The sequence below is a fragment of the Streptomyces sp. NTD107 genome, from assembly GCF_059510435.1.
Map to the genome: position 1 here is coordinate 64,118 of NZ_JCAJZV010000002.1, position 25,370 is coordinate 89,487.

At 71.1% G+C, this 25,370-nt stretch carries 25 protein-coding genes; 6 read left to right on the forward strand and 19 right to left on the reverse strand.

What is annotated here, in order from left to right; genetic code table 11:
• Nucleotides 1–10: 10 nt before the first annotated feature.
• A complete protein-coding gene (locus AC5WRL_RS04020; RefSeq protein ID WP_496086870.1) occupies nt 11–943 on the reverse strand; it encodes a 5-dehydro-4-deoxyglucarate dehydratase in 933 nt (310 codons plus the stop codon).
• Between the two features lie 200 nt (nt 944–1,143).
• Here AC5WRL_RS04020 and AC5WRL_RS04025 point away from each other — a divergent pair, with 200 nt between their 5' ends.
• Nucleotides 1,144–2,019, forward strand: a complete 876-nt coding sequence (locus tag AC5WRL_RS04025; RefSeq protein ID WP_496086871.1) for an NAD-dependent epimerase/dehydratase family protein — start codon at nt 1,144–1,146, stop codon at nt 2,017–2,019.
• Between the two features lie 44 nt (nt 2,020–2,063).
• Here AC5WRL_RS04025 and AC5WRL_RS04030 read toward each other — a convergent pair whose 3' ends face one another.
• The 7 genes from AC5WRL_RS04030 to AC5WRL_RS04060 form a co-directional block, all read right to left on the reverse strand.
• Nucleotides 2,064–3,206, reverse strand: a complete 1,143-nt coding sequence (locus AC5WRL_RS04030; RefSeq protein ID WP_496086872.1) for a serine hydrolase domain-containing protein — start codon at nt 3,204–3,206, stop codon at nt 2,064–2,066.
• On the reverse strand, nt 3,203–4,576 hold the full coding sequence (locus AC5WRL_RS04035; RefSeq protein WP_496086873.1) for a pectate lyase family protein: 1,374 nt from the start codon (nt 4,574–4,576) through the stop codon (nt 3,203–3,205). Before AC5WRL_RS04035 ends, AC5WRL_RS04030 begins: the two co-directional genes overlap by 4 nt.
• A gap of 51 nt (nt 4,577–4,627) precedes the next feature.
• Entirely contained in the window at nt 4,628–5,785 is a 1,158-nt protein-coding gene (locus tag AC5WRL_RS04040; RefSeq protein WP_496086874.1) for a Gfo/Idh/MocA family protein, read from the reverse strand.
• 11 nt (nt 5,786–5,796) lie between these two features.
• Nucleotides 5,797–7,545 (reverse strand): L-arabinonate dehydratase, encoded by a 1,749-nt coding sequence (gene araD, locus AC5WRL_RS04045; RefSeq protein WP_496086875.1) that lies wholly within the window; start codon nt 7,543–7,545, stop codon nt 5,797–5,799.
• Nucleotides 7,542–8,450, reverse strand: a complete 909-nt coding sequence (locus tag AC5WRL_RS04050) for a dihydrodipicolinate synthase family protein (protein ID WP_496086876.1) — start codon at nt 8,448–8,450, stop codon at nt 7,542–7,544. Before AC5WRL_RS04050 ends, araD begins: the two co-directional genes overlap by 4 nt.
• A complete protein-coding gene (locus AC5WRL_RS04055; RefSeq protein WP_496086877.1) occupies nt 8,447–9,154 on the reverse strand; it encodes a GntR family transcriptional regulator in 708 nt (235 codons plus the stop codon). Before AC5WRL_RS04055 ends, AC5WRL_RS04050 begins: the two co-directional genes overlap by 4 nt.
• 160 nt (nt 9,155–9,314) lie before the next feature.
• A complete protein-coding gene (locus tag AC5WRL_RS04060) occupies nt 9,315–10,517 on the reverse strand; it encodes a right-handed parallel beta-helix repeat-containing protein (RefSeq protein WP_496086878.1) in 1,203 nt (400 codons plus the stop codon).
• Nucleotides 10,518–11,433: 916 nt separating this feature from the next.
• Here AC5WRL_RS04060 and AC5WRL_RS04065 point away from each other — a divergent pair.
• Together AC5WRL_RS04065 and AC5WRL_RS04070 are read left to right on the forward strand one after the other, a co-directional pair.
• Entirely contained in the window at nt 11,434–12,201 is a 768-nt protein-coding gene (locus AC5WRL_RS04065; protein ID WP_496087510.1) for a GNAT family N-acetyltransferase, read from the forward strand.
• Between the two features lie 72 nt (nt 12,202–12,273).
• A complete protein-coding gene (locus AC5WRL_RS04070) occupies nt 12,274–12,921 on the forward strand; it encodes a DUF4352 domain-containing protein (protein WP_496086879.1) in 648 nt (215 codons plus the stop codon).
• 76 nt (nt 12,922–12,997) lie between these two features.
• Here the strand turns inward: AC5WRL_RS04070 and AC5WRL_RS04075 are convergent, their stop codons facing one another.
• Complete coding sequence (locus AC5WRL_RS04075) at nt 12,998–14,557, reverse strand: hypothetical protein (RefSeq protein ID WP_496086880.1); 1,560 nt, start codon at nt 14,555–14,557, stop codon at nt 12,998–13,000.
• Between the two features lie 221 nt (nt 14,558–14,778).
• Here AC5WRL_RS04075 and AC5WRL_RS04080 point away from each other — a divergent pair, with 221 nt between their 5' ends.
• Together AC5WRL_RS04080 and dapA are read left to right on the forward strand one after the other, a co-directional pair.
• Nucleotides 14,779–16,629 carry a DUF8508 domain-containing protein gene (locus AC5WRL_RS04080; RefSeq protein ID WP_496086881.1) on the forward strand — a complete coding sequence of 617 codons (1,851 nt, stop codon included), beginning with the start codon at nt 14,779–14,781 and terminating at the stop codon, nt 16,627–16,629.
• A 25-nt stretch (nt 16,630–16,654) separates the two neighbouring features.
• Nucleotides 16,655–17,572 carry a 4-hydroxy-tetrahydrodipicolinate synthase gene (gene dapA, locus AC5WRL_RS04085; protein ID WP_496086882.1) on the forward strand — a complete coding sequence of 306 codons (918 nt, stop codon included), beginning with the start codon at nt 16,655–16,657 and terminating at the stop codon, nt 17,570–17,572.
• Here the strand turns inward: dapA and AC5WRL_RS04090 are convergent.
• From AC5WRL_RS04090 to AC5WRL_RS04105, 4 genes are read right to left on the reverse strand one after another with little or no spacing between them, the layout of a single operon-like run.
• A complete protein-coding gene (locus AC5WRL_RS04090) occupies nt 17,544–18,332 on the reverse strand; it encodes an EI24 domain-containing protein (protein WP_496086883.1) in 789 nt (262 codons plus the stop codon). The two genes, dapA and AC5WRL_RS04090, sit on opposite strands and share 29 nt — an antisense overlap.
• A 38-nt stretch (nt 18,333–18,370) precedes the next feature.
• Nucleotides 18,371–19,372 carry a 2,3,4,5-tetrahydropyridine-2,6-dicarboxylate N-succinyltransferase gene (dapD, locus tag AC5WRL_RS04095; protein ID WP_496086884.1) on the reverse strand — a complete coding sequence of 334 codons (1,002 nt, stop codon included), beginning with the start codon at nt 19,370–19,372 and terminating at the stop codon, nt 18,371–18,373.
• Nucleotides 19,373–19,382: 10 nt separating this feature from the next.
• The gene (locus AC5WRL_RS04100) at nt 19,383–19,979 is read right to left on the reverse strand and encodes a TetR/AcrR family transcriptional regulator (protein WP_496086885.1); all 597 of its coding nucleotides are present in this window, start codon (nt 19,977–19,979) and stop codon (nt 19,383–19,385) included.
• Nucleotides 19,979–20,299 carry a DMT family transporter gene (locus AC5WRL_RS04105; RefSeq protein ID WP_496086886.1) on the reverse strand — a complete coding sequence of 107 codons (321 nt, stop codon included), beginning with the start codon at nt 20,297–20,299 and terminating at the stop codon, nt 19,979–19,981. The genes AC5WRL_RS04100 and AC5WRL_RS04105 overlap by 1 nt, the downstream gene beginning before the upstream one ends.
• Nucleotides 20,300–20,641: 342 nt before the next feature.
• On the opposite strand from AC5WRL_RS04105, the gene AC5WRL_RS04110 reads away from it, so the two are divergent.
• Complete coding sequence (locus tag AC5WRL_RS04110) at nt 20,642–20,878, forward strand: metallothionein (protein ID WP_496086887.1); 237 nt, start codon at nt 20,642–20,644, stop codon at nt 20,876–20,878.
• A 77-nt stretch (nt 20,879–20,955) separates the two neighbouring features.
• Here the strand turns inward: AC5WRL_RS04110 and AC5WRL_RS04115 are convergent, their stop codons facing one another.
• Genes AC5WRL_RS04115 through sufD form a run of 6 tightly spaced genes read right to left on the reverse strand, consistent with a single transcriptional unit; the run spans nt 20,956 to nt 25,325 of the window.
• Nucleotides 20,956–21,291 carry a metal-sulfur cluster assembly factor gene (locus tag AC5WRL_RS04115; protein WP_496086888.1) on the reverse strand — a complete coding sequence of 112 codons (336 nt, stop codon included), beginning with the start codon at nt 21,289–21,291 and terminating at the stop codon, nt 20,956–20,958.
• Entirely contained in the window at nt 21,288–21,746 is a 459-nt protein-coding gene (gene sufU / locus AC5WRL_RS04120; RefSeq protein WP_496086889.1) for a Fe-S cluster assembly sulfur transfer protein SufU, read from the reverse strand. The genes AC5WRL_RS04115 and sufU overlap by 4 nt, the downstream gene beginning before the upstream one ends.
• A 13-nt stretch (nt 21,747–21,759) precedes the next feature.
• On the reverse strand, nt 21,760–23,040 hold the full coding sequence (locus tag AC5WRL_RS04125; RefSeq protein ID WP_496086890.1) for a cysteine desulfurase: 1,281 nt from the start codon (nt 23,038–23,040) through the stop codon (nt 21,760–21,762).
• Nucleotides 23,037–23,801 carry a Fe-S cluster assembly ATPase SufC gene (sufC, locus tag AC5WRL_RS04130; protein WP_496086891.1) on the reverse strand — a complete coding sequence of 255 codons (765 nt, stop codon included), beginning with the start codon at nt 23,799–23,801 and terminating at the stop codon, nt 23,037–23,039. The genes AC5WRL_RS04125 and sufC overlap by 4 nt, the downstream gene beginning before the upstream one ends.
• 7 nt (nt 23,802–23,808) lie before the next feature.
• On the reverse strand, nt 23,809–24,165 hold the full coding sequence (locus AC5WRL_RS04135; RefSeq protein WP_496086892.1) for a non-heme iron oxygenase ferredoxin subunit: 357 nt from the start codon (nt 24,163–24,165) through the stop codon (nt 23,809–23,811).
• On the reverse strand, nt 24,162–25,325 hold the full coding sequence (gene sufD / locus AC5WRL_RS04140; protein ID WP_496086893.1) for a Fe-S cluster assembly protein SufD: 1,164 nt from the start codon (nt 25,323–25,325) through the stop codon (nt 24,162–24,164). Before sufD ends, AC5WRL_RS04135 begins: the two co-directional genes overlap by 4 nt.
• Between the last annotated feature and the right edge of the window lie 45 nt (nt 25,326–25,370).

A 25,370-nucleotide genomic window follows, 5' to 3' on the forward strand; every position in this document is an offset into this window, starting at 1 on the left:
GGCATCGGTGTCACTGTCCCAGCAGGGTGTGGCCGCGCTCGATGAGGGCGGCGAGTTCGGTGAGGTGGGCGGGGGTGGGTTCGGTGAGCGGGGCGCGGACCGGGCCGACGTCCAGGCCGCGCAGCCGGACGCCGGCCTTGACCAGGGACACGGCGTAGCCCTTGCCCTGGTCGCGCAGTTCGACGAGGGGCCGGTAGAAGCCGTCCAGGAGCCGGTCGGTGGTGTCGGTGTCGCCGGTGGCGAGGGCGTCGTGGAAGGCGCGGGCGATCTCGGGGGCGAAGCAGAAGACGGCGGAGGAGTAGAGGTCCACGCCCAGGGCGCGGTAGGAGGGCTGGGTGAGTTCGGCGGTGGGCAGTCCGTTGAAGTAGCGGAACTCCTCGCCGGGGGCCTCGGTGCGGACGGCGCTGATGACGCGCTGGAGCAGGTCGAGGTCGCCGAGGCCGTCCTTGAAGCCGGTGATGCCGGGGGTGCGGGCGAGTTCGACGACGGTGGCGGGGGTGAAGGTGACGTTGTCGCGCTGGTAGACGATGACGTCGAGGCTGGTGGCGGCGGCGAGCTGGGTGTAGTGGGCGAGGAGCCCGTGCTGTTCGGCGCGGACCAGGTAGGGCGGCAGGGCGAGCAGGCCGTCGGCGCCCGCGGCCTCGGCGCTGCGCGCGAAGTCGGTGGCGAGGGCGGTGCCGTAGCCGGTGCCTGCGACGACGGGGAGGCGGCCGGCTGCCTCCTCGACGGCGGCGGTGACGCAGGTGTGGAACTCCTGGGGGGTGAGGGCGTGGAACTCACCGGTGCCGCAGCAGGCGAAGATGGCTCCGGCGCCCGCCTCGATCCCGGCGCGGAGATGGGCGCGGTAGGCGTCGGGGTTGAGGGTGCCGTCCGGTCCGTAGGCGGTCACCGGGAAGAAGAGCGGTCCGGCCAGCCGGGCGGCGAGTGAGGTGGTGGTCGTCATGCGGGCCCCCAGGGTGATGTGCCGACGTACGGGCGTCGGCATAGCCGTACAGGATGCTGACCTTCGTCCATATACCTGAACGCCCACGCTAGATGAGCATGGAATCAATGGTCAACAGGTCATTGACAGCACGTTGACGGGCTCACGGCGACCACTTAGCGTGTCCCGATATATGAATGATATTTATGGATGGAGACTCGATGAGTGCCGCTGAGCCCACCGCCAGTCGTACCGGATCCACGGTTCTGCTCACCGGAGCCGCCGGCGGAGTGGGCACCCTGATGCGGGAACTGCTCCCCGCCTACGGCTACACGCTGCGGCTGCTCGACGTGGTGCCCGTGCCCGGAGCCCCGGACGCGATCACCGCCGACCTCGGTGACCGGGACGCCCTGCGCGAGGCGGTGCGCGGGACCGACGCCATTCTCCATCTCGCGGGAATCTCCCTGGAATCCTCCTTCGAGAAGATCCTGCGCGCCAATATCGAGGGCACCTACAACCTGTACGAGGCCGCCCGCGAGGAAGGCGTCCGCCGCGTCGTCTTCGCCTCCAGCAACCACGCGATGGGCTACCACCCGTGGCCGGCCCCGGGCCCGGACACCCCCCTGCTGGCCGCGGACGCCCCGCACCGGCCGGACACCTTCTACGGACTGTCCAAGTGCTTCGGCGAGGACCTGGCCCAGCTGTACTGGGACAAGCACGGCATGGAGACGGTGTCGGTACGGATCGGATCGCTGTTCCCCGAGCCCAACTCGGTGCGGATGCTCTCGATGTGGCTGAGCCCGGCGGACGGGGCGCGACTGTTCCACGCCGCGCTCACCGCGCCGGACGTCGGCCACACGGTCGTCTACGGCTCCTCCGCCAACACCCGGCTGGTGTGGGACCTGGCCACGGCGCGCGGCCTGGGCTACGCACCGCGCGACGACTCCGAGGAGTTCGCCGAGAAGCTGATCGCCGAACAGGGCGAACTCGACCTCGGCAACCCCGACCAGGCCCACCTCGGCGGGCACTTCGTCACCAGCCCCCCGCAATGGCCGGTCGGACACCGGCCGCACCCGACCCCGGACACCGAGGACTGAGCCGTTCCGGGCCGGCGGGGCACCGTACGCCCCGCCGGTCCGGTTCAGCCCCTCGGCTGGGCCAGGGCACAGGCGCGGGCCGTACGGGCCAGGCGTTCCGCGTCCGCGCCCGCCCCGCCCAGCGCCGGGAAACGGCGCCGTACATAGCCGAAGGCGAGCCCACTGCGCGGATCCGCGAACGCCATCGAACCGCCCGCCCCGTCGTGCCCGAAGGCCCCGGCCCCGAGGAACGGCAGCCCGATCATGAAGCCGATGCCGTACGGGCGGTAGAAGTCCAGCACCAGATCCCGGCCCGCCACCTGCGGGCGCGCCCACTCCGCGACGGTGTCCGGCGCCAGCAGCGGCGGCAGCCAGGAGCCGTCCCCGCCCGCCGTACCGTGCACGGCCGCCGCGTACAGCCGCGCCAAGCCCCGGGCACTGCCCACTCCCCCGCCCGACGCCTGGCCGCCGGCCCGCACCGTACGGGAGTTGGGCAACTCCCACAGCGCGCCGGAGTCCGGGCGGTGCTCGTTGCCGGCGATGCCGCCCAGCCGGTCCGGGGCGAACGGACTCACCGGCAGCGGCTGCGGCGGCAGGACGCTCACCACCCGCTCCTCGTACTCCTGCGGCAGCCCCAGGAACAGCTCGATGCCGTACGGGCGGCGGATCCGCTCCTCGTACAGCCGCTGGAGGGTGTGCCCGCCGGTCGCCCGGTGCACCACCTCGCCGAGCAGCGCGCCGACGGTGAGGGCGTGATACCCGAACAGGCCAGCGCCGGGGCGCCAGTACGGGCGGTGCGGGGCCAGCAGCGCGGCCAGCGCGCGGTCATCCGCCAGCTCCGCCGGGCTGAACCCGGTCTCGGTGCCGATCGCACCGGCCTGATGCGTCAGCAACTGGCGCAGCGTCACCCGGTCCTTGCCCTCGGCGCCGAACTCCGGCCAGTAGTGGCGTACCTCCCGCTCCAGCTCCAGCACCCCACGCTGCACCAGCAGCGCGGCGGTCAGATAGGCGGCGCCCTTGGTGGAGGAGAACACGCCGATCAGCGAATCGCCCGCGACCCCCGGGCCGCCCCACAGATCGACGACGGGCCGCCCGTGCACGTACACCGCCACCTGCGCGGCATGCTCCGGGTCGGCGGCCAGCAGCGCCGCGAACTCCTCGCGCACCGGCTCGAATCCGGCGGCCGTGCTGCCGTGTATCCCGGTCATGCCGCCCGGCCCGCCCCCGCGAACACGCCCACCAGCGCGGGCACCGCCGCCGGATGATCGACCCGGGTGCGCAGCCGTGGCGTCCAGCCCGCGTCGTCGCCGACCGTGCGGGCCGGCCCGGTGGCGTGGTAGGCGGCGAGCAGGTCCACCGGGCGGCCGTTGAACCAGTTGTTGTTCTCGGTCATCGACTGGCCGTCGTTGAAGGGCCGGATCGCCCGGTCGGGGGTGGTGCCCGGGGCGAGCGTGAACGCGTTGTGCTCGGCCACCAGCCGGGACTCGAAGCCGACACCCCAGGCGTAGCCGAACCGGCCGCCCGCGTCCTGCCGGTAGTGATTGTTGTACGCGTCGACCTGTCCGTAACGCACCCGGGGCGCACGCTCATTGACGTTGTGGAAGAGATTGTGGTGCAGCGTGATCCGCAGCCGGCCCCGGTCGTCGGCGCCCGCGCCGTCCCCGTTGCCGATGAGCATGGTCTTGTCGTGGTCGCGGAAGACGTTCCAGCTGACCGTCACCAGATCCGTGCCGCGCACGATGTCCACCAGCCCGTCGTGCTGCTGGTACAGCCGCCCGAAGTAGTACGGCAGCCCGCTGTCGGGGTTGCGGCCGTCGGTGAAGGTGTTGTGGTCGATCCACACCCGGCGGGCGCCGCGCAGCTCGATATTGTCGTACTCGGAGTTCCAGTTGCCGTACTGGCCGTCCGTCGGATCCCAGGAGGGGAAGCAGTCGGCGGCGTCCTCCAGGGTGAGATTGCGGATGATGACGTTCTCGACGCCCTGCACGCTGAGGCTGGCCCCCAGCAGCCGGGCACCGGAACCCTCCCCCACGAGAGTGGTGTTGGAGCCGACCGACAGCCGCACCCGCTCACGCTGCGCCCGCTGGGAGGCGTACCGGGCGTCCTCGACGGGGCCGGCCGGTTCGGTGTCCCGGCCCCACACCTCGGGGTCGTAGGTGGCGAGATACTCCTCGATGGAGTAGCCGTCGGCGGCGTAGTCGGCGCAGCCCAGCGGGCGCCCCCGGTCGTCGGTGTTGGCGTCGATGGTGCCCCTGATCCTGATGATCTTCGGGGTGGGGTCCTGGTGGTTCAGCGCGGCCACCAGCCCGGCCCGGTCGGTGACGGTGTACGTGTGCGCCGGATCGGCCGCCGCACCGCCGGTGACCCCGCCCTCGGCCGAACCCCAGCCGTCACCGGCCGGCAGCACCGTACGGGAGGGATCGAACGGCGGACCCGCGGCGTGCGCGGCGGCGCCCGGCGGCAGCAGGCCCAGGCCCAGGGCCAGCGCGAGAGCGGCGCACCCGGCGAGGGCGCCGGCTCTCACCCGGTGACGGGGGCCGGGACCGGGACGGGAACGGGGACGGGGACGTACGGGCATGGCGGCTCCTTCGATTCGACGGTGAACAAAGGGAGAACAGCGGGAGGGGCGTCAACGGGCCCAGGGCGCGCCCAGCTCCGAGTACAACGCCAGCCGCCGCGCCCCGGCGGCCGTCAGCGCGTCGATGCCGTCGATGATCCGGCGCGGCCCCTGCTCGGCCGGCTCGCTGCGCCAGGCGGCATCCGGCAGCACGCGCGGCTCGGGCGCGGTGCGCACCGCCTCCACCAGCCGCATGAAAGCGCCGGTGCGCTCCAGGGGTACCAGCAACTCCGTGCTGTCGTCCCGCAGATGCCCGATCAGGTTCTCCAGGAGATCGGTGCGGCCGTGCTCGGTGTACACCGGCTCGTGTCCCTCGCGCTCCAGCAGCACCCGGTCCTGCTTGTACCAGAACGTGATCCGGCCCCGCGAGCCGTGCAGTTCGACATACGGCTCCCCGGGCCGCTCGGCGGCCAGGGTGACGGCGGTGACGATCGGCGTGCCGTCGAGGGTGGTCATCCGGGCGCTCGACGTGTCGTCGGAGGCGATGTCATTGACCCGGTACAACTCCAGCTCGACGCTGCCGATGTCCTCGGCCCGGTCCTCCCCGGCGACGCGCAGCGCGGTGGCCACGGCGTGCGCGAGCGGGTTGGTGAGCACCCCGTCCACCACATCGCGCCCGTCCGGGGTACGGCGCAGCCCGCCCCAGGGCGCGCGCTTCCAGTACGCCTCCTCCCGCACCCAGGCACCGGCCGCCCCGTACCCGTGCACCGGCCCGATCGCGCCGTGCGCCTCCTCCTGGAGGTAGGTCAGAGCGTGCGAGCCGAGCGACTGGAAGCCGACCTGGCACCGTACGCCGGCCGCCGCGACCCCCTCGGCCAGCCGCCGGAACTCGGCCATCGAGGGGGCCGGCGGCTTCTCCAGCAGGATGTGCGCGCCCGCCTTCGCCGCGATCAGGGCGAGATCGGTGTGCGTGTGGATGGGCGTGCAGATGATGACGACCCGGGCGCCGGTGCGCGCCAGCAGGGCGCCGAGATCGTCCGACTGGACGGGGCTGCCGAGCCCCTCCCCCAGCTCCTCGGCGGTCAGCGGCTGGAGTTCGCAGATCCCGGCGAGGGTGACGACGCCGAGGGCGGCGAGCCGGCGCAGATTGCGCAGATGCCAGCGGCCGTGGCCCCGGGCGCCGACGAGCGCCACGGGCACGGGCAGCGGATCAGTGCTGTGCGTTGTCATGTGACCGCCCCTCAGCCCGCGTACGGCTCGGGGACCTCGCCCGGCCGGGAGAGGAACGCGAAGTCGCAGCCGGTGTCGGCCTGGGTGATGTGCTGCTCGTACAGCACGCCGTAGCCGCGCCCGTAACGCCGCGGCGGCTCCTGCCAGTCGGCGCGGCGGCGGGCCAGCTCCTCGTCGTCCACATGGAGATGGAGGCGGCGTCCGGCCACATCGAGGGTGATCAGATCGCCGGTGCGCACCAGGGCGAGCGGGCCGCCGACATGCGACTCGGGTGCGATGTGCAGCACACAGGCGCCGTAACTGGTGCCGCTCATCCGGGCGTCGGAGAGCCGCACCATGTCGGTGACGCCCTCCTTGAGGAGGTAGTCGGGGATCGGCAGCATCCCGTACTCCGGCATGCCCGGGCCGCCGAGCGGGCCCGAGCCGCGCAGCACCAGCACGCTGTCGGCGGTGATGCCCAGCGCCGGGTCGTCGATGTCCCGCTGCATGGTCTTGTAGTCGTCGAAGACGACGGCCGGGCCGGTGTGCTGGAGCAGTTGCGGCTCGGCGGCGATGTGCTTGATGACGGCGCCGTTGGGGGCGAGATTGCCGCGCAGCACGGCGACGCCGCCCTCAGGGGCGAGCGGGTTGTCGAGGGTACGGATGACGTCGTCGTCGTGGACGAGGGCGCCGGCCAGTTGCTCGCGCAGCGTGGGGTGGCTGATGGTGGGCCGGTCCAGGTGGAGATGGCGGTCACCGAGCCGGGCCAGCAGCCCGGGCAGGCCGCCGGCGTAATGGAAGTCCTCCATCAGATGCGCGCCGCCGGGCCGCAGATTGGCGAGCACGGGGACCGTACGGGCGATCCGGTCGAAGTCGTCGAGGGTCAGCTCGACACCGGAGCGGCCGGCCATGGCGATGAGATGGATCTCGGCGTTGGTGGAGCCGCCGAGCGACAGCACGGTGGTGACGGCGTCCTCGTACGCCTCGCGGGTCAGGAAGCGGGACAGCTTCTCGCCGCGCCTGACCAGCTCGACGGCGCGCATCCCGGCCGCGGCGGCCATCCGGCTGTGGCCGGAGTCCACGGCGGGGATGGAGGCGGCGCCCGGGACGGTGACGCCCAGCACCTCGGCGGCGGAGGTCATGGTGGAGGCGGTGCCCATGGTCATGCAGTGCCCGGGTGACCGCGCCAGACCGCACTCCAGTTCGGCCAGCTCGCAGTCGCCGATCCTGCCGGCCCGCTTCTGGTCCCAGTACTTCCACATGTCGGTGCCGGAGCCGAGCGTCTCGCCCCGCCAGTGCCCGCGCAGCATCGGCCCGGCCGGGACGAACACCGTGGGCAGATCGACGCTGGCCGCACCCATCAGCAGCGCGGGCGTCGTCTTGTCGCAGCCGCCCATCAGCACCGTGCCGTCCACCGGGTAGCTGCGCAGCAACTCCTCGGTCTCCAGGGCGAGAAGATTGCGGTACAGCATGGGGGTGGGCTTCTGGTACGTCTCGGAGAGCGTCGAGACCGGGAACTCCAGCGGGAAGCCGCCCGCCTGCCACACCCCGCGCTTGACGGCCTCGGCGCGCTCACGCAGATGCTGGTGGCAGGGGTTGATGTCCGACCAGGTGTTGAGGATGGCGATCACGGGCTTGCCCAGGTGCTCCTCGGGCAGATAACCCAGCTGCCGGGTACGGGCCCGGTGCGAGAAGGAGCGCAGCCCGTCGGTTCCGTACCACTGGTGGCTGCGGAGGGTGGTGGGATCGAACGCGTCGGAGGTGCTCGCCGGATCGGTCATCGGACGTCCCACCCCTCGACGATGGCGGCGACGGCGGCCCGGCCCTCGGCGGACAGCGGGGCACTGGGCGGCCGGATGTCGCGGCGGGCGAGGCCGAGCGCGGCCAGCGCCTCCTTGACGACGGAGACATTGTTCGCGGACTGCTGGGCGGCGCGCAGCTCCTCGAAGACGCGAATCCTCTCCCACACCTTCATGGCGGCCGGATAGTCACCGGCGCGCAGGGCGGTCAGCATGTCGCGGGAGATCGACGGTGCGACGGTGACCAGGCCGGAGGTGAACCCGGTGGCCCCGGTGGCGAAGTACCCCGGCGCGTACAGCTCGGCAAGACCGGCCACCCACACGAAGCGGTCCAGGCCGGCCTCCCGGGCGAAGGTGGCGAACCGTACGGCGTCGGGTACGGCGTACTTCACCCCGATGACATTGGGGCACAGCTCACCGAGCCGGGCGAGGGCGGACCCGTCCAGGAGCGGGTTGCGGACGTAGGGCACGACACCCAGCTCGGGCACCGCGTCGGCGATGGTGCGGTGGTAGGCGACCCAACCCTCGGCGGAGACGTAGGGGTTGACGGGCTGGTGCACCATGACGAGATGGGCGCCGGCGTCGCGCGCGGCGCGGGCGTCGGCGGCGGCGGTGGCCGGGTCCAGCCCGACCCCGACGACGATCTGTGCCTCGCCGCCGGCCTCGGCGACGGTCAACTCGACCTCAAGACGCCGCTCGGCGGGGGTGAGGGAGTAGAACTCGCTGGTGTTGCCGTTGGGCGTGAGGGTCCGGATGCCGCCGTCGAGGAGCCGGCGCAGCAGCGCGCGGTAGACGTCCTGATCGAGAGCTCCGTCCGCGTCGAACGGGGTGACCGGGATGGCCACCACATCGGCGAGGGCGGCGCGCTGGGCCGCGAAATCGGTCATGGTGTGGGCTCACTGCCTTCCTTGGGGAGCGTTTCCCCGGCCTCGGGGATCGGGATCGGGATCGGGAACGCCCGGGAAACAAACCCCGCTATGTGCTCGTACAACAGCCGGGCGGCGCCGTCGGCGTCGCCCTCCTCGGCGCGGGCCAGGATCGCCCGGTGCTCATCGGCCTCGCCGTCCCAGCTGGGGGTGATCTGCCAGGCGACGGAGGAGACGAGGGCGGCCTGATCGCGCAGGTCGTCAAGGGTCTTCACCAGCAGCGGGTTGCCGCAGGGGGCGTACAGGGCGCGATGGAAATCGCGGTTGGCCTCGGCGCGGGCGGCGGCATCGGTGGCGGACAGCGCGCGGGCCAGGGCCGCCCGGGCGGCGCCCAGCTCATGGCCGGCGGCGACGGTGCGGCGCAGCGCCTCGGGTTCCAGCAGTTGCCGGATGTCGTACACGGAGCGCGCCATGTCGGCGTCGACGGTGCGTACGGCGGCGCCCTTGTACTCGTTCATCTCGACCAGCCCGCGGCCCGCGAGGGTCTTCAGCGCCTCGCGGACCGGGGTCTTGGACACCCCGAAACCGGCGGCCAGCTCGGTCTCCACCAGGGACGACCCGGGCGCCAGCGCTCCGCTGAGGATGGCGTGGGTCAGATGCTCCAGGACGTAGCTGGTCCGGGAGGGGATGGGGACCGGCGGTATGCCGGGGAGGGGGGCGTTCATGGGGTGGGCCGGCTCGTCTCGTATATGAGATATGACGTATGAGATGCACAGCGCACGTTAGAGGGAGGCGGCGGGGGCGTCAACGGTTGGGACAGAACTGGGGAAAGGGCTTTCTACGAGGGGCCGGCCGTCGGGGCGGCCGGCCCCGCCGCGCGGAACGTCAACTACAGGTGTTGCGACTGGAGTTGTTGAGGGTGAGATTCCGGAACTGAACGTTGATCCCACACGGGTTCTCGTTCACCGCCGAGTTGGTCACCGTGAGATTCTGGACGGTGACATCCCGGGTGTTGGCGAACTCCGTACGGGCCGCGATCCGGATGTCCCCCGGGCCGGCGACCGTGCCGCTGACGGCGGCGAGGGTCACGTTGTAGCAGTTCTCGATGAGAATGGCGTTGTTGCCGGTCTGCGCGATGTCGATCCGGTCGATGACCGCCCCGCCGCTCTCCGACACACAGAAGATCCCTCGCCCGCCACCCCGGGCGATGACCTCGCCGACCCGAATGTTGGTGGGATAGCTGTCGCCGACCCGCCCATTGCGATTGGCCATCCGGAACGCGGCGTAGCCGGTACCGGTCCCGGTGCCCTGCCCGTCCACGCGCTGGACGGTGGCGTTGATGGTGTCGTTGAGGAGCAGCCCTGAGTACGCGGTGTTGCGGGCCGTCACGGTACCGATGGTGAGCCCGTCGACACCGTACGTCTCGACACCGTGGTTGTTGGTGCCGGACACGTAGACGTTGTCGATCCGGACATTACGGGTCCGGACGTTCCGGTTGCTGTGGTTGTCGATCCGGATCCCGAGCCCACCGGAGAGCCGCAGATCGATCTGGCCAAGGGTGATGTTCGTCCCGTTCCGGACGAACACCCCGAACCAGGGTGCCCCGGTGACATTGAGGTACGGCACCTCGATATCGGTGACGTTCCGCCCCCTGACCACCGCGTGATCGCCACCCGGAGTACCCGTGACATTGATGGTGCCGCAGACCTCCAGAATGGTGTAACTGGGCAGGTCGAGCGACTGATTGGCGGGCATGCTCCCCGAACCGCGCACCACGACGCGCTGCTTGGAGGTACGCCCGGGGGTCAGACTGTTCACGGCCGCCCGCATGGCGGAGAGCATGTCGGTTCCGGAGTAACCGGGCGCGGTCCAGGTGTTGCCGTTCTGCACAGCCTGAGCGTGCGCACCGGAGTCCCCACAGGCCAGGGCACCGACCTCATCGGCACCAGCGGCGGCGGCGACGGCGCCCGAGGCCCCGGTGAGGGTGGCGGCGGCGGTGACCATGGCGAGGAACCCGGCAACAACGAGGGACGGCTTCCGCTTACGGAAGGGCCTCGGGGCGCCGCTCCAGCTCTTACGCGTTCCCATGCGTTCTCTCCTACGGTGTGGGGGGAGTGTCGTGAATCGATTCACGAAGAACGCGGGACAGTCCCGTGCCCGGCCCTCGCGAACCAGAAGAGCGTGCGGGAATCACCGGCCGGGGAAAGCGCTTACGGCTGGCGCCGCGCCCCCGACCTCCCCCGGATCCTCGCAACGCCCCCAACGACCGTCAAGGAGTCCGTCAACGCCGGAAGAACCACGGCGAAGCAGCCCCGGTACGGCCGTTGGACGAACGGAGAACGGCGGGCCCGCCGCCCCGTGACCGAACGACGCCCGGGAGGCGGGCCCCGGGCGGGCACCCACCCCGCCGGCCCGGCCCACGGTGTCACCCGCCCAACCGACCGGGTGACAACACTCCCGCCGGCCCCAACCCCCACTCCGCCCACACCAAAGGCGCGGGCCACACGGTGCCCGCCCTCGCGGGAACAACCGAGATGAGGCCCGGCCTGACGGCCGGGGCGGCACTGGCCCCGCTTGCGCGGGGAGGACACGTCAAGTCCGGCGTACAGGAGGTACGTCGGAGGAACACCCCCGCTTGCGCGGGGAGGACCCTTTTTCACCTGGGGTTTCGTAGGGGCTTTGCCATCTCTTGACGGTTGGCTGGTGGGTCCTTTGGTTGGGGTGGGAAGCTTTGTTTGGCGGGTGTGTGGGTGGGGCCCACGGTGGGTGCCGAGGTTACTCCTGGTGGGGTTGGCGGGTGCTACTTCATACGGCACGGGTCCGTGACCGGTTGATGTCTCGCTCCCCCATGCCCTGTCCGCCCGAAAACCAGACAACCACCAACAGCCCACCAACGCCCAATCAACGGCCCCGTCCGCCCTACGATCGATCGGTCCGTCGACGCAGGGAGCACCACATGGACACCACCCCCTCCACGCATACCCCGGAAGCCGTCGCCCAGCAGATGGAGCGGAATCTGGCCGAGCATGCCTGCCATCTGCATCGGCGCCTGCCCGAGGCAACTGTTGTCGAGGGGGGTGACCTGGTCATTGCGGACAGTGGGTTGGCGGATGACACGTTCAACATCGTGGCGGCGGCCCGGTTCTCGTCCCGTGTCGCCGACGACCGGATCGCCGAGACGGCGCGCAATCTGGCGGCCACCGGGCGGCCGTTCTCCTGGTGGGTGGGGCCCGGGTCCTCGCCCGCCGACCTGGGTCGGCGGCTCGGCGCCGCCGGGTTGGAGGTGGCGGAGCGGGAGGCTGCCATGTGGATGGTCCTGGACGAACCGCCGGAGTTGCCCGCGCCCGCCGGACTCATGATCCGTCCGGTGACCACCGCCGCACAACTCGCGGAATACGCCACCGTACTGTCCGCCAACTGGGAGCCGGCCTCGGCCACCGTGGTGGAGTTCTTCCGCCGGTCGGCGGCCTTTGCGCTCGCCCCGGACAGCCCGGCCCGGTACCTCGTCGGCTACCACGAGGACCGTCCCGTCTGCTCGGCCGAGGTCTTCCTTCATGCGGAGGTGGCCGGCATCTACAACATCAGTACCCTCGCCGCCCACCGCAGGCGCGGCTACGGCTCCGCGATGACGCTCGCCGCGCTCCGTGCGGCGTACGACGCGGGTGCACGCATGACGGTGCTTCAGGCATCCGGCCAGGGTGAGCCGGTGTACCGCAAGCTCGGATTCGCCACCCTCGGGCATTTCACCGAACATCCGCTGGGAGTGGGGTGAGGGTACCCACATCGTCCCCTTACGACTACGCTGCATGATCAGCACACAATCTCCATTCCCTGGGGGGAACTTATGAAGGTGCGTCCACGCCTGCGCCGTGCCGGTCTGGCCGCCGTGGTAGCCGTAGCCCTGGCGGTGACCGCCGGATGCGGCAGTGACAGCAGCGGTGACGGGCCTGACCCGAGTCCGAGTCAGTCCTCCGCCGGCAACGCCGACACCGACACCGATGCCGATGCCGATGCCGACGACGCCACCAAGCAGGAAGAGCCCACCGAACCGGACGCCCAGGCTGCCGGGGATCTCGCCCTCGGGGAGTCCTACACCTGGGAGAACAGTGGTCTCACCGTCACCATCGACCGGATCGAGGAGCTGGATCCGGCCTCCCTGGATGAGTGGGAGAAGCCGGAGGAGGGACAGACCCCGTTCCGGGTGCATCTCACCGTCGCCAACTCCGGGGACAAGCCCGTCGATCTCGACTCGTTCACGCTGATGATCGACGGTGCCACCAATGGCGGCGAGGTCTACTACGGCATGTACGAGGGCGACGTGGCGCTGACCGGCCGGCTGGCCCCGGGGGTGACCGCCGAGAAGAGCCAGAGCTGGGCCTTCGAGACCGGCGAGTTCGGGAAGGACATCCTCATCACCGCCTCCTACTGGGGCGATGACGAGGACATCGACTTCTGGGTGGACGATCCCCAGTGGATCGGCACCATTCAGTAACCGGCTCACTCACCGGTCCAGTCACCGGTCCAGTCACCGGTCCAGTCACCGGAGACCCATTCCCGGGCTGTCCCTCCTACTCCGTCCGCGACCTCGCTTTGAGAGCCGCCTTGCGGGCCTCCTTCGCCAGGGTGCGGTCGGGGTGGAGGCGGCCCATCGCCTCCAGGACGTCCGCCGTCGCGGGGTGGTCCACGCGCCAGGCGTGGTCGAAGAAAGTGCCGTGCTGGACGGTCAGGCCGTCGATGAGGGTGCGGAGTTCGTTCTCCGATTCCTCGTCGTCCTCGTCGACCGTCGCCAACTGCGCGGCGAGCGTGTCGATCGTCAGCCAGAAGATCATGTCCTCGCTGGGCGGCGGAACATCGTGTGCTTCCCGCTCGACCAGCCAGACGCGGGCCAGGCCGCCCAGTTCGGGGTCGTCCAGGACTTCCCGCAGGGCCGGTTCGGCCTGCGCGTCCAGCAGGGTCAGTGCCAGCTGCGCGCCCAGCCGCCGCAGCGGGGCGTCCGGGTCCGTACCGCGCGCGGCCTTCAGCAGGTCACGGGCGGCGGTCAGCGGGTCGCGGTCGGCCAGCCAGCTCTCCGCCTCCGCCTGGGCTGCGCCGTGTGTCCGGCGCGGGAGTTCGGTGAGCAGCACCGCCGCGTCCGCCGTGGCCAGGTCGCCGACTGCCGGGGCGTCCAGGCCGGCTTCCCGCATCCGGCGCCGTACGCCGTACACGCCGAGCGGGGTGAGCCGTACCTGCCCGTAACGGGTCAGGTCTTCCTCCTCAGCGGGGAGTTCGGCGACTTCCTCGTCCTCCTCGGCGACGATGAGCGACTGGTCCACCGGGTCGTACTCCAGCAGGCCGGTCCCTTCCAGCACCCGGAACTGTTCGTCCAGCCGCATCATCACCGCGGAGACCTCTTCCAGGGTCTCGTCGCTGGGTTCGCCGGCGGGCTCGCCCGCCACACCTTCCTCGCTCTCCTCGTCCTCCGGGACGACGAGCGCGGCGGCGACGACCGGGAGCGGGACCATGGCGCCGGCCGCGACGTCCTCGTCGGTGGCGGCGAGCAGGTACAGCTGGGCCAGGGCGGAGTCGAGGAAGGCGGCTTCCTCGTCGGCATCCCATTCCAGGGCATCGAGGTCGAAGGTTTCCGGGTCGAACGACTCCATGTCGTCGCCCAGCAGGTCTTCGATGGTGGGGGTCGCGGCGTCGGCGAGGACGGCTTCGAGGCCGTCCGCCCAGATGTCGAGGATCTCCTCCGGGGTGCCGCCGGTGAGCTTGGCCAGTTCCTCACCGGGCGCGGCGGTGCCCGCCTCGGCGCCCAGTTCGTCGGCGCCACCGTCACCGCCGCCTTCCGCGTCGTCCTCCGGCGCCTCCTCCTCGGTGATTTCCACCAGCCCGGTGTCCACGGCGAAGTTCCACGCCTCTACGGTCAGTTCCGTGGCGTAATCCTCCGCTTCCAGGCCCAGGGCGGCGATGGCCTCCGCCAGTCCTTCGGCGAGCAGTTCCGCGCCTGCCCCGACCGGGACTCCGGGGCTGGCCCAGCGGGCGAGGGCGGCGGCCCGTGAGACCAGCGGGACGGCCAGCGCGTCGCGCGCCAGTTCCGCCTCGGTGGGCAGCCGCACGGGGGGCAGGGTGGGCAGGTCCGCACCGGACATGATGTGGGGGCTCCTCGGCAACGACGGCGTGTCGGCACAGCCTAGAACGTGATCCACAGCACGCCCAAAGACACAGCGCACCGGCCCGCCACCCTTCGGCGCGGGTTAACAAGAATGTCGCCGTGCCGACCCTTGCGGGCCGTTGACAACACATGCCGGGTGCGGGAGTTTTACGCGCGTAGAAGTACCGTCCGGTTTCAAACCTGCCCCCGGAGGGCATCTTGCTTGCTCTTTCCCGCCCATCGAGACGCGCGACCACCATCGGCGCGTTGACCGTATCCGCCGCCCTCGGCGCCACTCTGCTGGCCGCCTCGCCCTTCACGGCCACCGCCGCCGAAACCAGCGGGCTGCGCATCCATGACATCCAGGGGAACACCCGGATATCCCCGTACGCGGGCGAGCAGGTCACCGGGGTGTCCGGCATCGTGACCGGGGTACGTACGTACGGCTCGCGCGGTTTCTGGATCCAGGACCCGCGGCCCGACAACGACCCGGCCACCAGTGAGGGGATCTTCGTCTTCACCAACGCCGCGCCCGCCGTGAAGGTCGGCGACGCGGTGAACGTCGGCGGCACCGTCACCGAGTACTACTACGGCGGCATCGACCGGGGCGACACCTCCCTCACCCAGATCTCCCGGCCCACCGTCTCGGTGCTCTCCTCCGGGAACGAACTGCCCGCCCCCGTGGTTCTGGACGCCGCCGCGATCCCGTCCGCCTATGCCCCCAAGGGTGACAAGGCGAACGGCGGCAGCATCGAGAATCTGCCGCTCCAGCCCAACAAGTACGCCCTGGATCTGTTCGCCTCCCTGGAGGGGATGAACGTCCAGATCGAGGACGCCGCGATCGTCGGCCCCAGCACCGCCTACTACGAGCTGTGGGTCAACGTCCAGCCCGAGCTGAACGCCACCTCCCGCGGCGGCACCCGCTACGCGTCGTACAACGACCCCAACCCGGGCCGCCTCAAGGTCGAGTCGCTGATCCCGGCCGGTCAGACGCCGTTCCCCACGGCCAACACCGGCGACACCCTCAGCGGCGTCACCACCGGCCCGCTGGACTACGACGAGTTCGGCGGCTATCTGCTGGCCGCCCGCGAGATGGGTACGGTGACCTCCGGCGGCATCGAGCCCGAGACGACCCGCCGCCAGGAGAGCAAGGAACTCGCGGTCGCCGCCTACAACGTGGAGAACCTCAACCCCTCCAACGATCAGGCGAAGTTCGACCGGCTGGCCGCCGGCATCGTGGACCACCTCTCCTCCCCCGACATCGTCGCCCTGGAGGAGATCCAGGACGACAACGGCCCCGTCGACGACGGCACCGTCACCGCCGGGGTGACCCTCACCCGCTTCACCGACGCGATCGTGGCCGCCGGCGGCCCGCGCTACGAGTGGCGCGGCATCGACCCCGAGGACGGCAAGGACGGCGGTCAGCCCGGCGGCAACATCCGCAACGTCTTCCTCTTCAACCCGGCCCGGGTCTCCTTCACCGACCGCCCCGGCGGCGACGCGACAACCGCCACCTCCGTGGTCAAGGAGCGCGGCAAGGCCGCGCTGACCCACTCCCCCGGCCGGGTCGACCCGGCCAACGCGGCGTGGAACTCCAGCCGCAAGCCGCTGGCCGGCGAGTTCACCTTCCGTGGCACCCCGGTGATCGTCATCGCCAACCACTTCAACTCCAAGGGCGGCGACCAGTCGCTGTACTCGCGCTACCAGCCGCCCACCCGCTCCAGCGAGACCCAGCGCCTGGCCCAGGCGCGGGCGGTCAACTCCTTCGTCCGTGACATCATCCGGGTGCAGAAGAACGCCCAGGTCGTGGTCCTCGGTGACATCAATGACTTCGAGTTCTCCGGCACCACGCAGGCTCTGACGGCCGGCGGGGTGCTGCGCAGCGCGGTGCTGTCGCTGCCGGCGGCCGAGCGCTACACGTACCTCTACAACGGCAACGCCCAGGTGCTGGACCAGACGCTGGTCTCGCCGGCGATCAAGAAGTTCGACTACGACATCGTGCACATCAACTCCGAGTTCGCCGGCCAGGCCAGCGACCACGATCCGCAGATTATCCGGTTCAAGCCCTGAGCCACGGGGGTTACGGTGGGGCGTCATGAACTCCGTACGTTCCGCATCCCCCTCTCCCTTCGGCCGCCGCGCGGCGGCCATGATCACCCCGTTCACGGCGGGCGGTGCCCTCGATACCGAGGGCACCGCCCGTCTGGCCGTTCATCTGGTGGACCGGGGCGGCTGTGACGCCCTCGTCCTCAACGGCACGGCCGGCGAGTCCCAGACGACCAGCGACGCCGAGAAGGACACCGTGCTGCGCACCGTCGTGGAGGCGGTCGGCGACCGGGCGTCGGTGATCGCCGGGGTGGGCACCAGCGACACCCGGCACACCGTCGCCCTGGCCCGGGCCGCGCAGTCGGCCGGCGCGCACGGGCTGCTCGTCGTCACGCCGTACTATTCGCGCCCCACCCAGGAGGGCATCGTCCGGCACCTGGGTACGGTCGCGGACGCCACCGAGTTGCCGGTGATGCTGTACGACGTGCCGGCCCGTACCGGTGCGGGTACGGAGCTGACCGCCGATTCACTGCGCCGGCTCGCGGAGCATCCGCGGATCCGCGCCGTCAAGGACTGTTCGTACGATCTGCTGAAGACCGGTCTGGTGCTGGGCAGTACGGATCTGGCGTACTACTCGGGCTGCGACGAGCTGAACCTGCCGATGTTCGCGCTCGGCGCCACCGGCTATGTGAGCACCGCCGCGCATGTGGCCGGGCCGCAGGTGCGGGCGGTGCTGGACGCCGTCGACGCCGGGGATCTGCCGACCGCCGCCCGGCTGCACCGCCGGCTGCTGCCGCTGTGCCAGGCACTCATGGACGAAGTGCCGGGGACGGTCGCGGTCAAGGCGCTGTTCGCGGTGGCCGGGCTGCCGGGCGGGCCGGTGCGCGGGCCGCTGCTGGCGGCGGACGAGGAGCTGACGGGCCGGCTGGTGGACGCGCTCAAGGCCGCGCTGGCGCCGGTTTCGTGAGGCCCGCGCCCGGCTCGGTCGGGTGCTCGCCCACCAGGTCGCGGGCGAGCAGCGTGGCCCCGGCGACGGCGCCCGGCATCAGGAGGATCGCGGCCGGCGGCACCAGGAACGCCGCCACCAGCGGCACCCCGAAGCCGACCGCGAGCCAGCGCCGGCCGCGCAGCATCCGCAGCCGCTGCCTGACGTCGATGCCGCGCCGGCCCAGCGCGTAGCAGACCAGTTCCAGGGTCAGGAAGAACCCGGAGACGGCGAAGCCGATCACCGGGATCACGGTCTGCCCGATGACCGGCACGAAGCCGAGGACGAACAGCGGGACGGTCCACAGCGTGGCGCGCCACAGCACGTACAGCGCCTCGACGAGTGCCGCCCACAGTTCGCGCCACAGCGGCCGGTCCGGGGCGGCCGGGCAGTTGCCCTCGCTCTCCTCCACGGCGGCGGACAGCGCGTCGTAGAAGGGGTCGCCGATGATGAGGGTGACGGCGGTGAAGGTGAGGACGGCGAGCGCGAGCCCGGCGGCGAGCAGCAGGGCGACGGCGAGGCCGCGCAGCAGGCCGCGCCACGGGGAGTCCCAGTCGTCGGCGAACGGGGTGATCCACGCGGCGAGGTCGCCCACGTTGAGCAGCAGTACGAGCAGGGCCGCCGCGTACAGCGCGAGGGCGATCAGCGCGGGCAGCAGGGCGCGGCCGTACCGTCCGGGGTGCTGGGCGAGCCATCGCTGGCCCAGCACCACGTACCGTATGCCGGCCGTGAGATCAGTCATCACCGGACCATGATCCCGCACCGGCCGTCCCGGGTGGGTCAGTTGTGGCTGTGCAGCGCCGCGTTGAGGCCGCCCCAGGAGCCGGTGCGCTGGAGCGCCTCGACGGTGCCGGTGGTGGAGTTGCGGCGGAACAGCAGGTTGTTGGCGCCGGAGAGGGCGGCGGCCTTGACGATGCTGCCGTCCGGGACGGTCACGCGGGTGCCGGCGGTGACGTACAGGCCGGCTTCCACGACGCAGTCGTCGCCGAGGGAGATGCCGATGCCGGATTCGGCGCCGAGCAGGCAGCGTTCGCCGATGGTGACGGTCTGCTTGCCGCCGCCGGACAGGGTGCCCATGATGGAGGCGCCGCCGCCCACGTCGCTGCCGTCGCCGACGACGACGCCGGCGCTGATGCGGCCCTCGACCATGGAGGTGCCGAGGGTGCCGGCGTTGAAGTTGCAGAAGCCCTCGTGCATGACGGTGGTGCCGGCGGCGAGGTGGGCGCCGAGCCGGACCCGGTCGGCGTCACCGATGCGGACCCCGGCGGGGACGACGTAGTCGGTCATCCGGGGGAACTTGTCGACGCTGGTGACGGTCAGCGGGCCGGTGCCGGCGGCGCGGGCGGCCAGCCGGGTCTCCTCGATCCGTTCCACGGGGACCGGGCCGCGGCTGGTCCAGGCGACGTTGGCGAGCAGCCCGAAGATGCCGTCCAGGCTGAGTCCGTGCGGGCGGACCAGGCGGTGGCTGAGCAGGTGCAGCCGCAGGTAGGCGTCGTGGGCGTCGAGCGGCTTGTCGTCGAGGGAGGCGATGACCGTACGGACCGCGACGACCTCGACGCCGCGCACCGCGTCGGGGCCGAGCGCGGCCGGGGCGCTCTCGCCGAGGAGTTCGGCGGTGCGCTCGGGGGTGAGGCGTTCGCTGCCTGCCGGGCCGGGTTCGTCGCTGAGGACGGGGGCGGGGAACCAGGTGTCGAGCACGGTGCCGTCGGCGGCGAGGGTGGCGAGGCCGGCGGCGACGGCACCGGTGGTGCGGGTGGGTGCGGAGGTGGTTGCGTCGGTCATGCCCAAGACGCTAACCGGTGCCCGGCGCGGATCGCCAACCGGTCCCGGATGGCGGTACGTGGGGTACGAGCCGGTTGACCTGCTCGCTGATCGCCTCGGGGTCGTAGGGCCGGCCGGTGAGGAGTTGCTGGATGAGCAGGCCGTCCGTCAGGGCGATGACGGCGCGGGCGGTGGCCGGGTCGGGGACGAGGGGGCGCAGGGCGGCGGCCATGTCGGCGAAGCAGGCGTCGGCGAGGGGGCGCAGGGCGGGGTCGCGCAGTCCGGCGAAGTACAGCTCATACTCCAGTTCGGTCTGGGCGCGGCGCGGTTCCTGGAGGGCGAGGGCCATGCCGCGGGCGAGTTCGGGGCCGAGGCCGTGGGGCAGCGCCGGATCCACGCTAGCGATCCAGCCGCGGAAGGCGGTCAGCCATTGCTGGTTGATCTGGTGGAGGGCGGCGTGCAGCAGTTCGTCGCGGCCGGCGAAGTGGTAGGTGGTGGAGCCGAGTGGTACGTCGGCCTCGGCGGCGACGGTGCGGTGGCTGAGCCCGTTGATGCCGCGCCGCGCGAGCACCCGGACGGCGGCGTCGACGATGCGCTGCCGCCGGTCGGGGTCGTGGCGGCGGGCCATCAGTGCGCTCCGCCGAGGTTGAGCAGGGTGACGCCACCGATGACGAGGGCGACGCCCGCGACCTTGGCGGCGGTGATGCTCTCGCCGAGGAAGACCATGCCGATGGCGGCGATGAGGGCGGTGCCGGCGCCGGCCCAGATGGCGTAGGCGATGCCGACGTCCATCGTTTTGAGGACCTGGGCGAGGAGGCTGAAGGCGACGGCGTAGCCGGCGATGGAGCCCAGGCTGGGCCAGAGCTTGGAGAAGCCGTCGCTCAGTTTCATCATCGTGGTGCCGGCGATTTCGCAGAGGATCGCGCCGGCGAGCAGGAGATAGGCCATGTGGACGACCGTACCAATGATATGTACGGCCGTACACATAAGCGCCGGGGCGAGCGGGCGGGGGACTCGGGGCAGGCTGGTGGGAAACCGCCGGCCGGCATGACCGTCGCGATCCCGTGCGATCCCGCGCACCACGGCGGGCCGGGACCCGCACGACGAGGACCCGCATGACCTGGTGGGGGCGCTCCCCCTGCGCGGCGGCGGCGCTCCGCGCCCGCCCGGGGCGGCCCCGGCCCGGCCACAACCACCGGAGTGACCCCTCCCGCGCGCCATCGGATCGGCCCTGCGCCGCCCCCGCATCCTGAGCCTGACCGTGAGTGATCGCTGAGGAAGGAAGAAACCATGGCCCAGTGCGAGGTCTGCGGCAACGACTACCAGCTGACGTTCGAGGTGCGCGCCGCCGGCGAGGTGCATGTCTTCGACAGCTTCGAGTGCGCCATCCAGCGGATGGCCCCGATCTGCGAGAACTGCCAGTGCCGCATCATGGGGCACGGGGTGGAGACGGCGGACGGCCACATGTACTGCTGCGCCCACTGCGCCCGGGTCCAGGGCCACCAGCAGCTGGCCGACCACGCGTAGGAACGCGCGAGACGGCAAGCAGAACGGGAGGCGGGGCCGGCATCCGGCCCCGCCTCCCGTACCGGGCTGTCACCGCCTCAGACGTTGAAGCCCAGCGCGCGCAGCTGCTCGCGCCCGTCGTCGGTGATCTTGTCGGGGCCCCACGGCGGCATCCAGACCCAGTTGATCTTCAGGTCCTTCACCAGCCCCTCGGTGGCCGACTTCGCCTGGTCCTCGATGACATCCGTCAGCGGGCACGCCGCCGACGTCAGCGTCATGTCGAGGGTCGCGATGTTCTCCTCGTCGACGTGAATCCCGTAGATCAGCCCGAGATTCACCACATCGATGCCCAGCTCGGGGTCCACGACGTCGTACAGCGCCTCGCGGATCTCCTCCTCGCTCGCGGGTGAGATCTCCACAGCGGTCTCGCTCATGCCGCCCTCCCTTCCTCGTTCAGAGCCTGGGCGGTGGCTTCCTTCCACGCCATCCAGCTCAGCAGTGCGCACTTCACCCGGGCCGGATACTTGGAGACCCCGGCGAACGCGACCGCGTCCTCCAGCAGTTCCTCCATGGCGTCGTCCGGCTCCAGGCGGCCCTTGGACTGCATGAGTTCCAGAAAGGTCTCCTGGATCCGCCGCGCGTCCGCCAGCTCCTTGCCGACCAGCAGCTCGTTCAGCACCGAGGCGCTCGCCTGACTGATCGAACAGCCCTGGCCCTCGTAGCTGACGTCGCCGATGGTGGTCCCGTCCATCCGCACCCGCAGGGTGATCTCGTCCCCGCAGGTCGGATTGACGTGGTGCACCTCGGCATCGCCCGGGCGCAGGCCGCGCCCGTGCGGATGCTTGTAGTGGTCCAGGATCACGTCCTGGTACATCGATTCCAGTCTCATGTGCCGGCGTACCTCACCCGAAGAACCCGCGAACGTACTCAAGCCCCTCGACCAGGGCATCCACCTCAGCCGGTGAGGTGTACAGATAGAACGACGCTCGCGTGGTCGCCGGAATTCCGTACCGCAGACACACCGGCCGCGCGCAGTGGTGGCCCACCCGCACCGCGATGCCCCGCTCGTCCAGCACCTGACCCACATCGTGGGGGTGGATGTCACCCAGCGTGAACGAGATGGCGGCGCCCCGGTCCTCGGCCGTCTCCGGGCCGATGATCCGCAGCTGCGGCACCTCGGCCAGCCGGGCCAGCGCGTACTCGGTCAGCGCGTGCTCGTGCGCCGCGATCCGGTCCATCCCGATGCCGCTGAGATAGTCCACCGCCGCGCCGAGCCCGACCGCCTGCGCGATCGGCGGCGTGCCCGCCTCGAACTTGTGCGGCGCCGGGGCGTACGTGGAGGAGTGCATCGACACCGTCTCGATCATCTCCCCGCCGCCCAGGAACGGCGGCAGGTCCTCCAGCAGCTCCTGGCGGCCCCACAGCACCCCGATGCCGGTCGGGCCGCACATCTTGTGACCGGTGAAGGCCACGAAGTCGGCGCCCAGCGCCTGCACGTCCAGCTTCGCGTGCGGCACCGCCTGCGAGGCGTCGATCAGCACCAGCGCGCCCACCTCGTGCGCCCGCCGGACGATCTCCCGCACCGGGTTGAGCGTGCCGAGGATGTTGGACACCAGCACGAACGAGACGATCTTGGTCCGCTCGGTGATGATCTGATCGATGTTCGACAGATCGAGCCGGCCGTCGTCGGTGAGCCCGAACCACTTCAGCTGCGCGCCGGTGCGCTGCGCCAGCAGCTGCCACGGCACGATGTTGGAGTGGTGCTCCATCTCCGTGATGACGATCTCGGTGCCCGAGTCCACCCGGTAGGGCTCATCGGCCCAGCCGAGCATGTTGGCCACCAGGTTCAGCGACTCCGAGGCGTTCTTGGTGAAGATCACCTCGTCCCTGCTGGGCGCGTTGATGAACGCGGCGACCTTGTCCCGGGCGCCCTCGTACAGCGCGGTGGCCTCCTCCGCCAGGACGTGCACCCCCCGGTGCACATTGGCGTGGTGCCGCTCGTAGTAGTCGTTCATCGCGTCCAGCACCTGGCGCGGCTTCTGCGAGGAGGCCGCGTTGTCCAGGTAGACCAGCCGCTTCCCGTCGTGGAGCGTACGGCCCAGGATGGGGAAGTCCTTGCGGATCGCCTCGGTGTCCAGGAGGCCGGCCGGGAGCCCCGGGCGGCCCGCCCGTGTGTCGGTCATGACACGCCACCGCCCTTCGTGTACGCCTCGTAGCCCTCGGCCTCCAGCTTGTCGGCCAGCTCGGGGCCGCCCGACTCGACGATCCGGCCGCCCGCGAAGACGTGGACGTGGTCGGGCTTGATGTAGCGCAGGATGCGCGTGTAGTGGGTGATCAGCAGGGTGCCGGACTCGCCGGCCTCGCGCACCCGGTTGACGCCCTCGGACACGATGCGCAGCGCGTCGATGTCCAGGCCGGAGTCGGTCTCGTCCAGGATGGCGATCTTGGGCTTGAGCAGCTCCAGCTGGAGGATCTCGTGCCGCTTCTTCTCACCGCCGGAGAAGCCCTCGTTCACGTTGCGCTCGGCGAAGGCGGGGTCCATCTCCAGCCGGGCCATCGCCTCCTTGACCTCCTTCACCCAGGTACGCAGCTTGGGTGCCTCGCCGCGGACGGCGGTGGCGGAGGTGCGCAGGAAGTTGGAGACCGAGACGCCGGGCACCTCGACGGGGTACTGCATCGCCAGGAACACACCGGCCCGGGCGCGCTCGTCGACCGACATCTCCAGGACGTCCTCACCGTCGAGGGTGACGGTGCCGCCGGTGACGGTGTACTTGGGGTGGCCGGCCAGCGAGTAGGCCAGGGTGGACTTGCCGGAGCCGTTGGGGCCCATGATGGCGTGCGTCTCGCCCTGCTTCACGGTCAGGTCGACGCCGCGCAGGATCTCGGTGGGGCCGCCTTCGGCGTCGACGGAGACGTGCAGGTCGCGGATCTCAAGGGTTGCCATGGGTGCTTCAGGACTCCTGGGTGACGGAGACGAGCACAGCGGCGCCGGGGCCGTCTCCTTCGATCTTGACGGAATAGACGGGGATGGGGCGGGTCGCCGGCAGGCCCGAGGGCTTGCCGGTGCGCAGATCGAAGCTGGAGCCGTGCAGCCAGCACTCGATCTGGCAGTCCTCCACCTCACCCTCGGAGAGCGAGACATTGGCGTGCGAGCAGATGTCGTGGACCGCGAAGACCTCGCCCTCGGTACGGACCACGGCCACCGGCACCCCGCCGAGCTCCACGCGCTTGGGGGTGTCCTGCTCCAGGTCCCCCAGCGCGCAGGCCCGTACATAGGCCGCGGCCGGCTGTGCCTGTGGCTCACTCATGCGATGGACGCCTCCAGCTCGGCGGTGAGCTTGGCGATCAGCCGCTCCTCGACGTCGGGGACGCCGATCTGCTGGATCAGCTCGGCGAAGAAGCCTCGGACGACCAGGCGGCGGGCCTCGTCCTCCGGAATGCCGCGCGCCATCAGGTAGAACAGCTGCTCGTCCTCGAAGCGGCCGGTGGCGCTGGCGTGGCCGGCGCCGGCGATCTCGCCGGTCTCGATCTCCAGGTTGGGGACCGAGTCGACGCGGGCGCCGTCGGTGAGAACCAGGTTGCGGTTCAGCTCGTAGGTGTCGGTGCCGGTGGCGCCCGCCTGGATCAGCACGTCGCCGATCCACACCGCGTGCGCGTCCGAGCCCTGGAGCGCGCCCTTGTAGGCCACGTTCGAGCGGCAGTTGGGGGCGGAGTGGTCCACCAGCAGCCGGTGCTCCTGGTGCTGGCCGCCGTCCGTGAAGTACAGGCCGTACAGCTCGGCCTCACCGCCGGGGCCGGCGTAGGACACCCGGGGGTGGATGCGTACCACGTCGCCGCCGAAGGTGACGATCACCGACTTGAAGGTGGCGTCCCGGCCGACCAGGGCGTTGTGCTGCGAGCAGTGCACGGCGGTGGCGTCCCAGTCCTGGACGGAGACCACGGTCACCTTGGCGCCGTCGCCGACCACGAAGTCGACGTTGGCGGCGCGCACCGTGTCGCCGGTGTGGTCGATGACGAAGACCACCTCGGCGAAGGCGCCGACCTCGAAGACGGTGTGCCCGAAGGTGACGCCGCCCTGGCCGTGGATGGCCACCCGCACCGGCTCGGCGAGCACGGCCTCGGCGGGCACGGTGATCACGGTGGCCTTCTCCACCGCGCTGAACGCCTGCGCGGCGACCCGGTCCACCGGGGTACCGGCCTTGCCGACCCGGGCGTCGTCGCGGCTCACGGTCTCCACCGTGACGCCGGAGCCCTCGGGCGCGGTCACCTCGGCCTTGACGCTGCCGCCGGCGGTGGCGGTGCCGTCGTGCAGGCCGCGCAGCCGTTCCAGAGGAGTGAAGCGCCACTCCTCCTCACGGCCGGTGGGCACCGGGAAGTCGGCCACCTCGAAGGACGGCGGGGCGCTCATCCGGGTGGCGACGGTGGACTCCGCCGCCAGCGCGACCGGATTACTTGGGGCCTCAGCCATGGGTCTCGTCGTGCTCACTCTCTTGAATAGGGGAAACGGCTCACG

Coding starts and splice junctions, on each gene's coding strand:
- AC5WRL_RS04020 (WP_496086870.1), bottom strand. CDS start 943: ATGACGACCACCACCTCACTCGCCGCCCGGCTGGCCGGACCGCTCTTC.
- AC5WRL_RS04025 (WP_496086871.1), top strand. CDS start 1,144: ATGAGTGCCGCTGAGCCCACCGCCAGTCGTACCGGATCCACGGTTCTG.
- AC5WRL_RS04030 (WP_496086872.1), bottom strand. CDS start 3,206: ATGACCGGGATACACGGCAGCACGGCCGCCGGATTCGAGCCGGTGCGC.
- AC5WRL_RS04035 (WP_496086873.1), bottom strand. CDS start 4,576: ATGCCCGTACGTCCCCGTCCCCGTTCCCGTCCCGGTCCCGGCCCCCGT.
- AC5WRL_RS04040 (WP_496086874.1), bottom strand. CDS start 5,785: ATGACAACGCACAGCACTGATCCGCTGCCCGTGCCCGTGGCGCTCGTC.
- araD (WP_496086875.1), bottom strand. CDS start 7,545: ATGACCGATCCGGCGAGCACCTCCGACGCGTTCGATCCCACCACCCTC.
- AC5WRL_RS04050 (WP_496086876.1), bottom strand. CDS start 8,450: ATGACCGATTTCGCGGCCCAGCGCGCCGCCCTCGCCGATGTGGTGGCC.
- AC5WRL_RS04055 (WP_496086877.1), bottom strand. CDS start 9,154: ATGAACGCCCCCCTCCCCGGCATACCGCCGGTCCCCATCCCCTCCCGG.
- AC5WRL_RS04060 (WP_496086878.1), bottom strand. CDS start 10,517: ATGGGAACGCGTAAGAGCTGGAGCGGCGCCCCGAGGCCCTTCCGTAAG.
- AC5WRL_RS04065 (WP_496087510.1), top strand. CDS start 11,434: ATGGAGCGGAATCTGGCCGAGCATGCCTGCCATCTGCATCGGCGCCTG.
- AC5WRL_RS04070 (WP_496086879.1), top strand. CDS start 12,274: ATGAAGGTGCGTCCACGCCTGCGCCGTGCCGGTCTGGCCGCCGTGGTA.
- AC5WRL_RS04075 (WP_496086880.1), bottom strand. CDS start 14,557: ATGTCCGGTGCGGACCTGCCCACCCTGCCCCCCGTGCGGCTGCCCACC.
- dapA (WP_496086882.1), top strand. CDS start 16,655: ATGAACTCCGTACGTTCCGCATCCCCCTCTCCCTTCGGCCGCCGCGCG.
- AC5WRL_RS04090 (WP_496086883.1), bottom strand. CDS start 18,332: ATGACTGATCTCACGGCCGGCATACGGTACGTGGTGCTGGGCCAGCGA.
- dapD (WP_496086884.1), bottom strand. CDS start 19,372: ATGACCGACGCAACCACCTCCGCACCCACCCGCACCACCGGTGCCGTC.
- AC5WRL_RS04100 (WP_496086885.1), bottom strand. CDS start 19,979: ATGGCCCGCCGCCACGACCCCGACCGGCGGCAGCGCATCGTCGACGCC.
- AC5WRL_RS04105 (WP_496086886.1), bottom strand. CDS start 20,299: ATGGCCTATCTCCTGCTCGCCGGCGCGATCCTCTGCGAAATCGCCGGC.
- AC5WRL_RS04110 (WP_496086887.1), top strand. CDS start 20,642: ATGGCCCAGTGCGAGGTCTGCGGCAACGACTACCAGCTGACGTTCGAG.
- AC5WRL_RS04115 (WP_496086888.1), bottom strand. CDS start 21,291: ATGAGCGAGACCGCTGTGGAGATCTCACCCGCGAGCGAGGAGGAGATC.
- sufU (WP_496086889.1), bottom strand. CDS start 21,746: ATGAGACTGGAATCGATGTACCAGGACGTGATCCTGGACCACTACAAG.
- AC5WRL_RS04125 (WP_496086890.1), bottom strand. CDS start 23,040: ATGACCGACACACGGGCGGGCCGCCCGGGGCTCCCGGCCGGCCTCCTG.
- sufC (WP_496086891.1), bottom strand. CDS start 23,801: ATGGCAACCCTTGAGATCCGCGACCTGCACGTCTCCGTCGACGCCGAA.
- AC5WRL_RS04135 (WP_496086892.1), bottom strand. CDS start 24,165: ATGAGTGAGCCACAGGCACAGCCGGCCGCGGCCTATGTACGGGCCTGC.
- sufD (WP_496086893.1), bottom strand. CDS start 25,325: ATGGCTGAGGCCCCAAGTAATCCGGTCGCGCTGGCGGCGGAGTCCACC.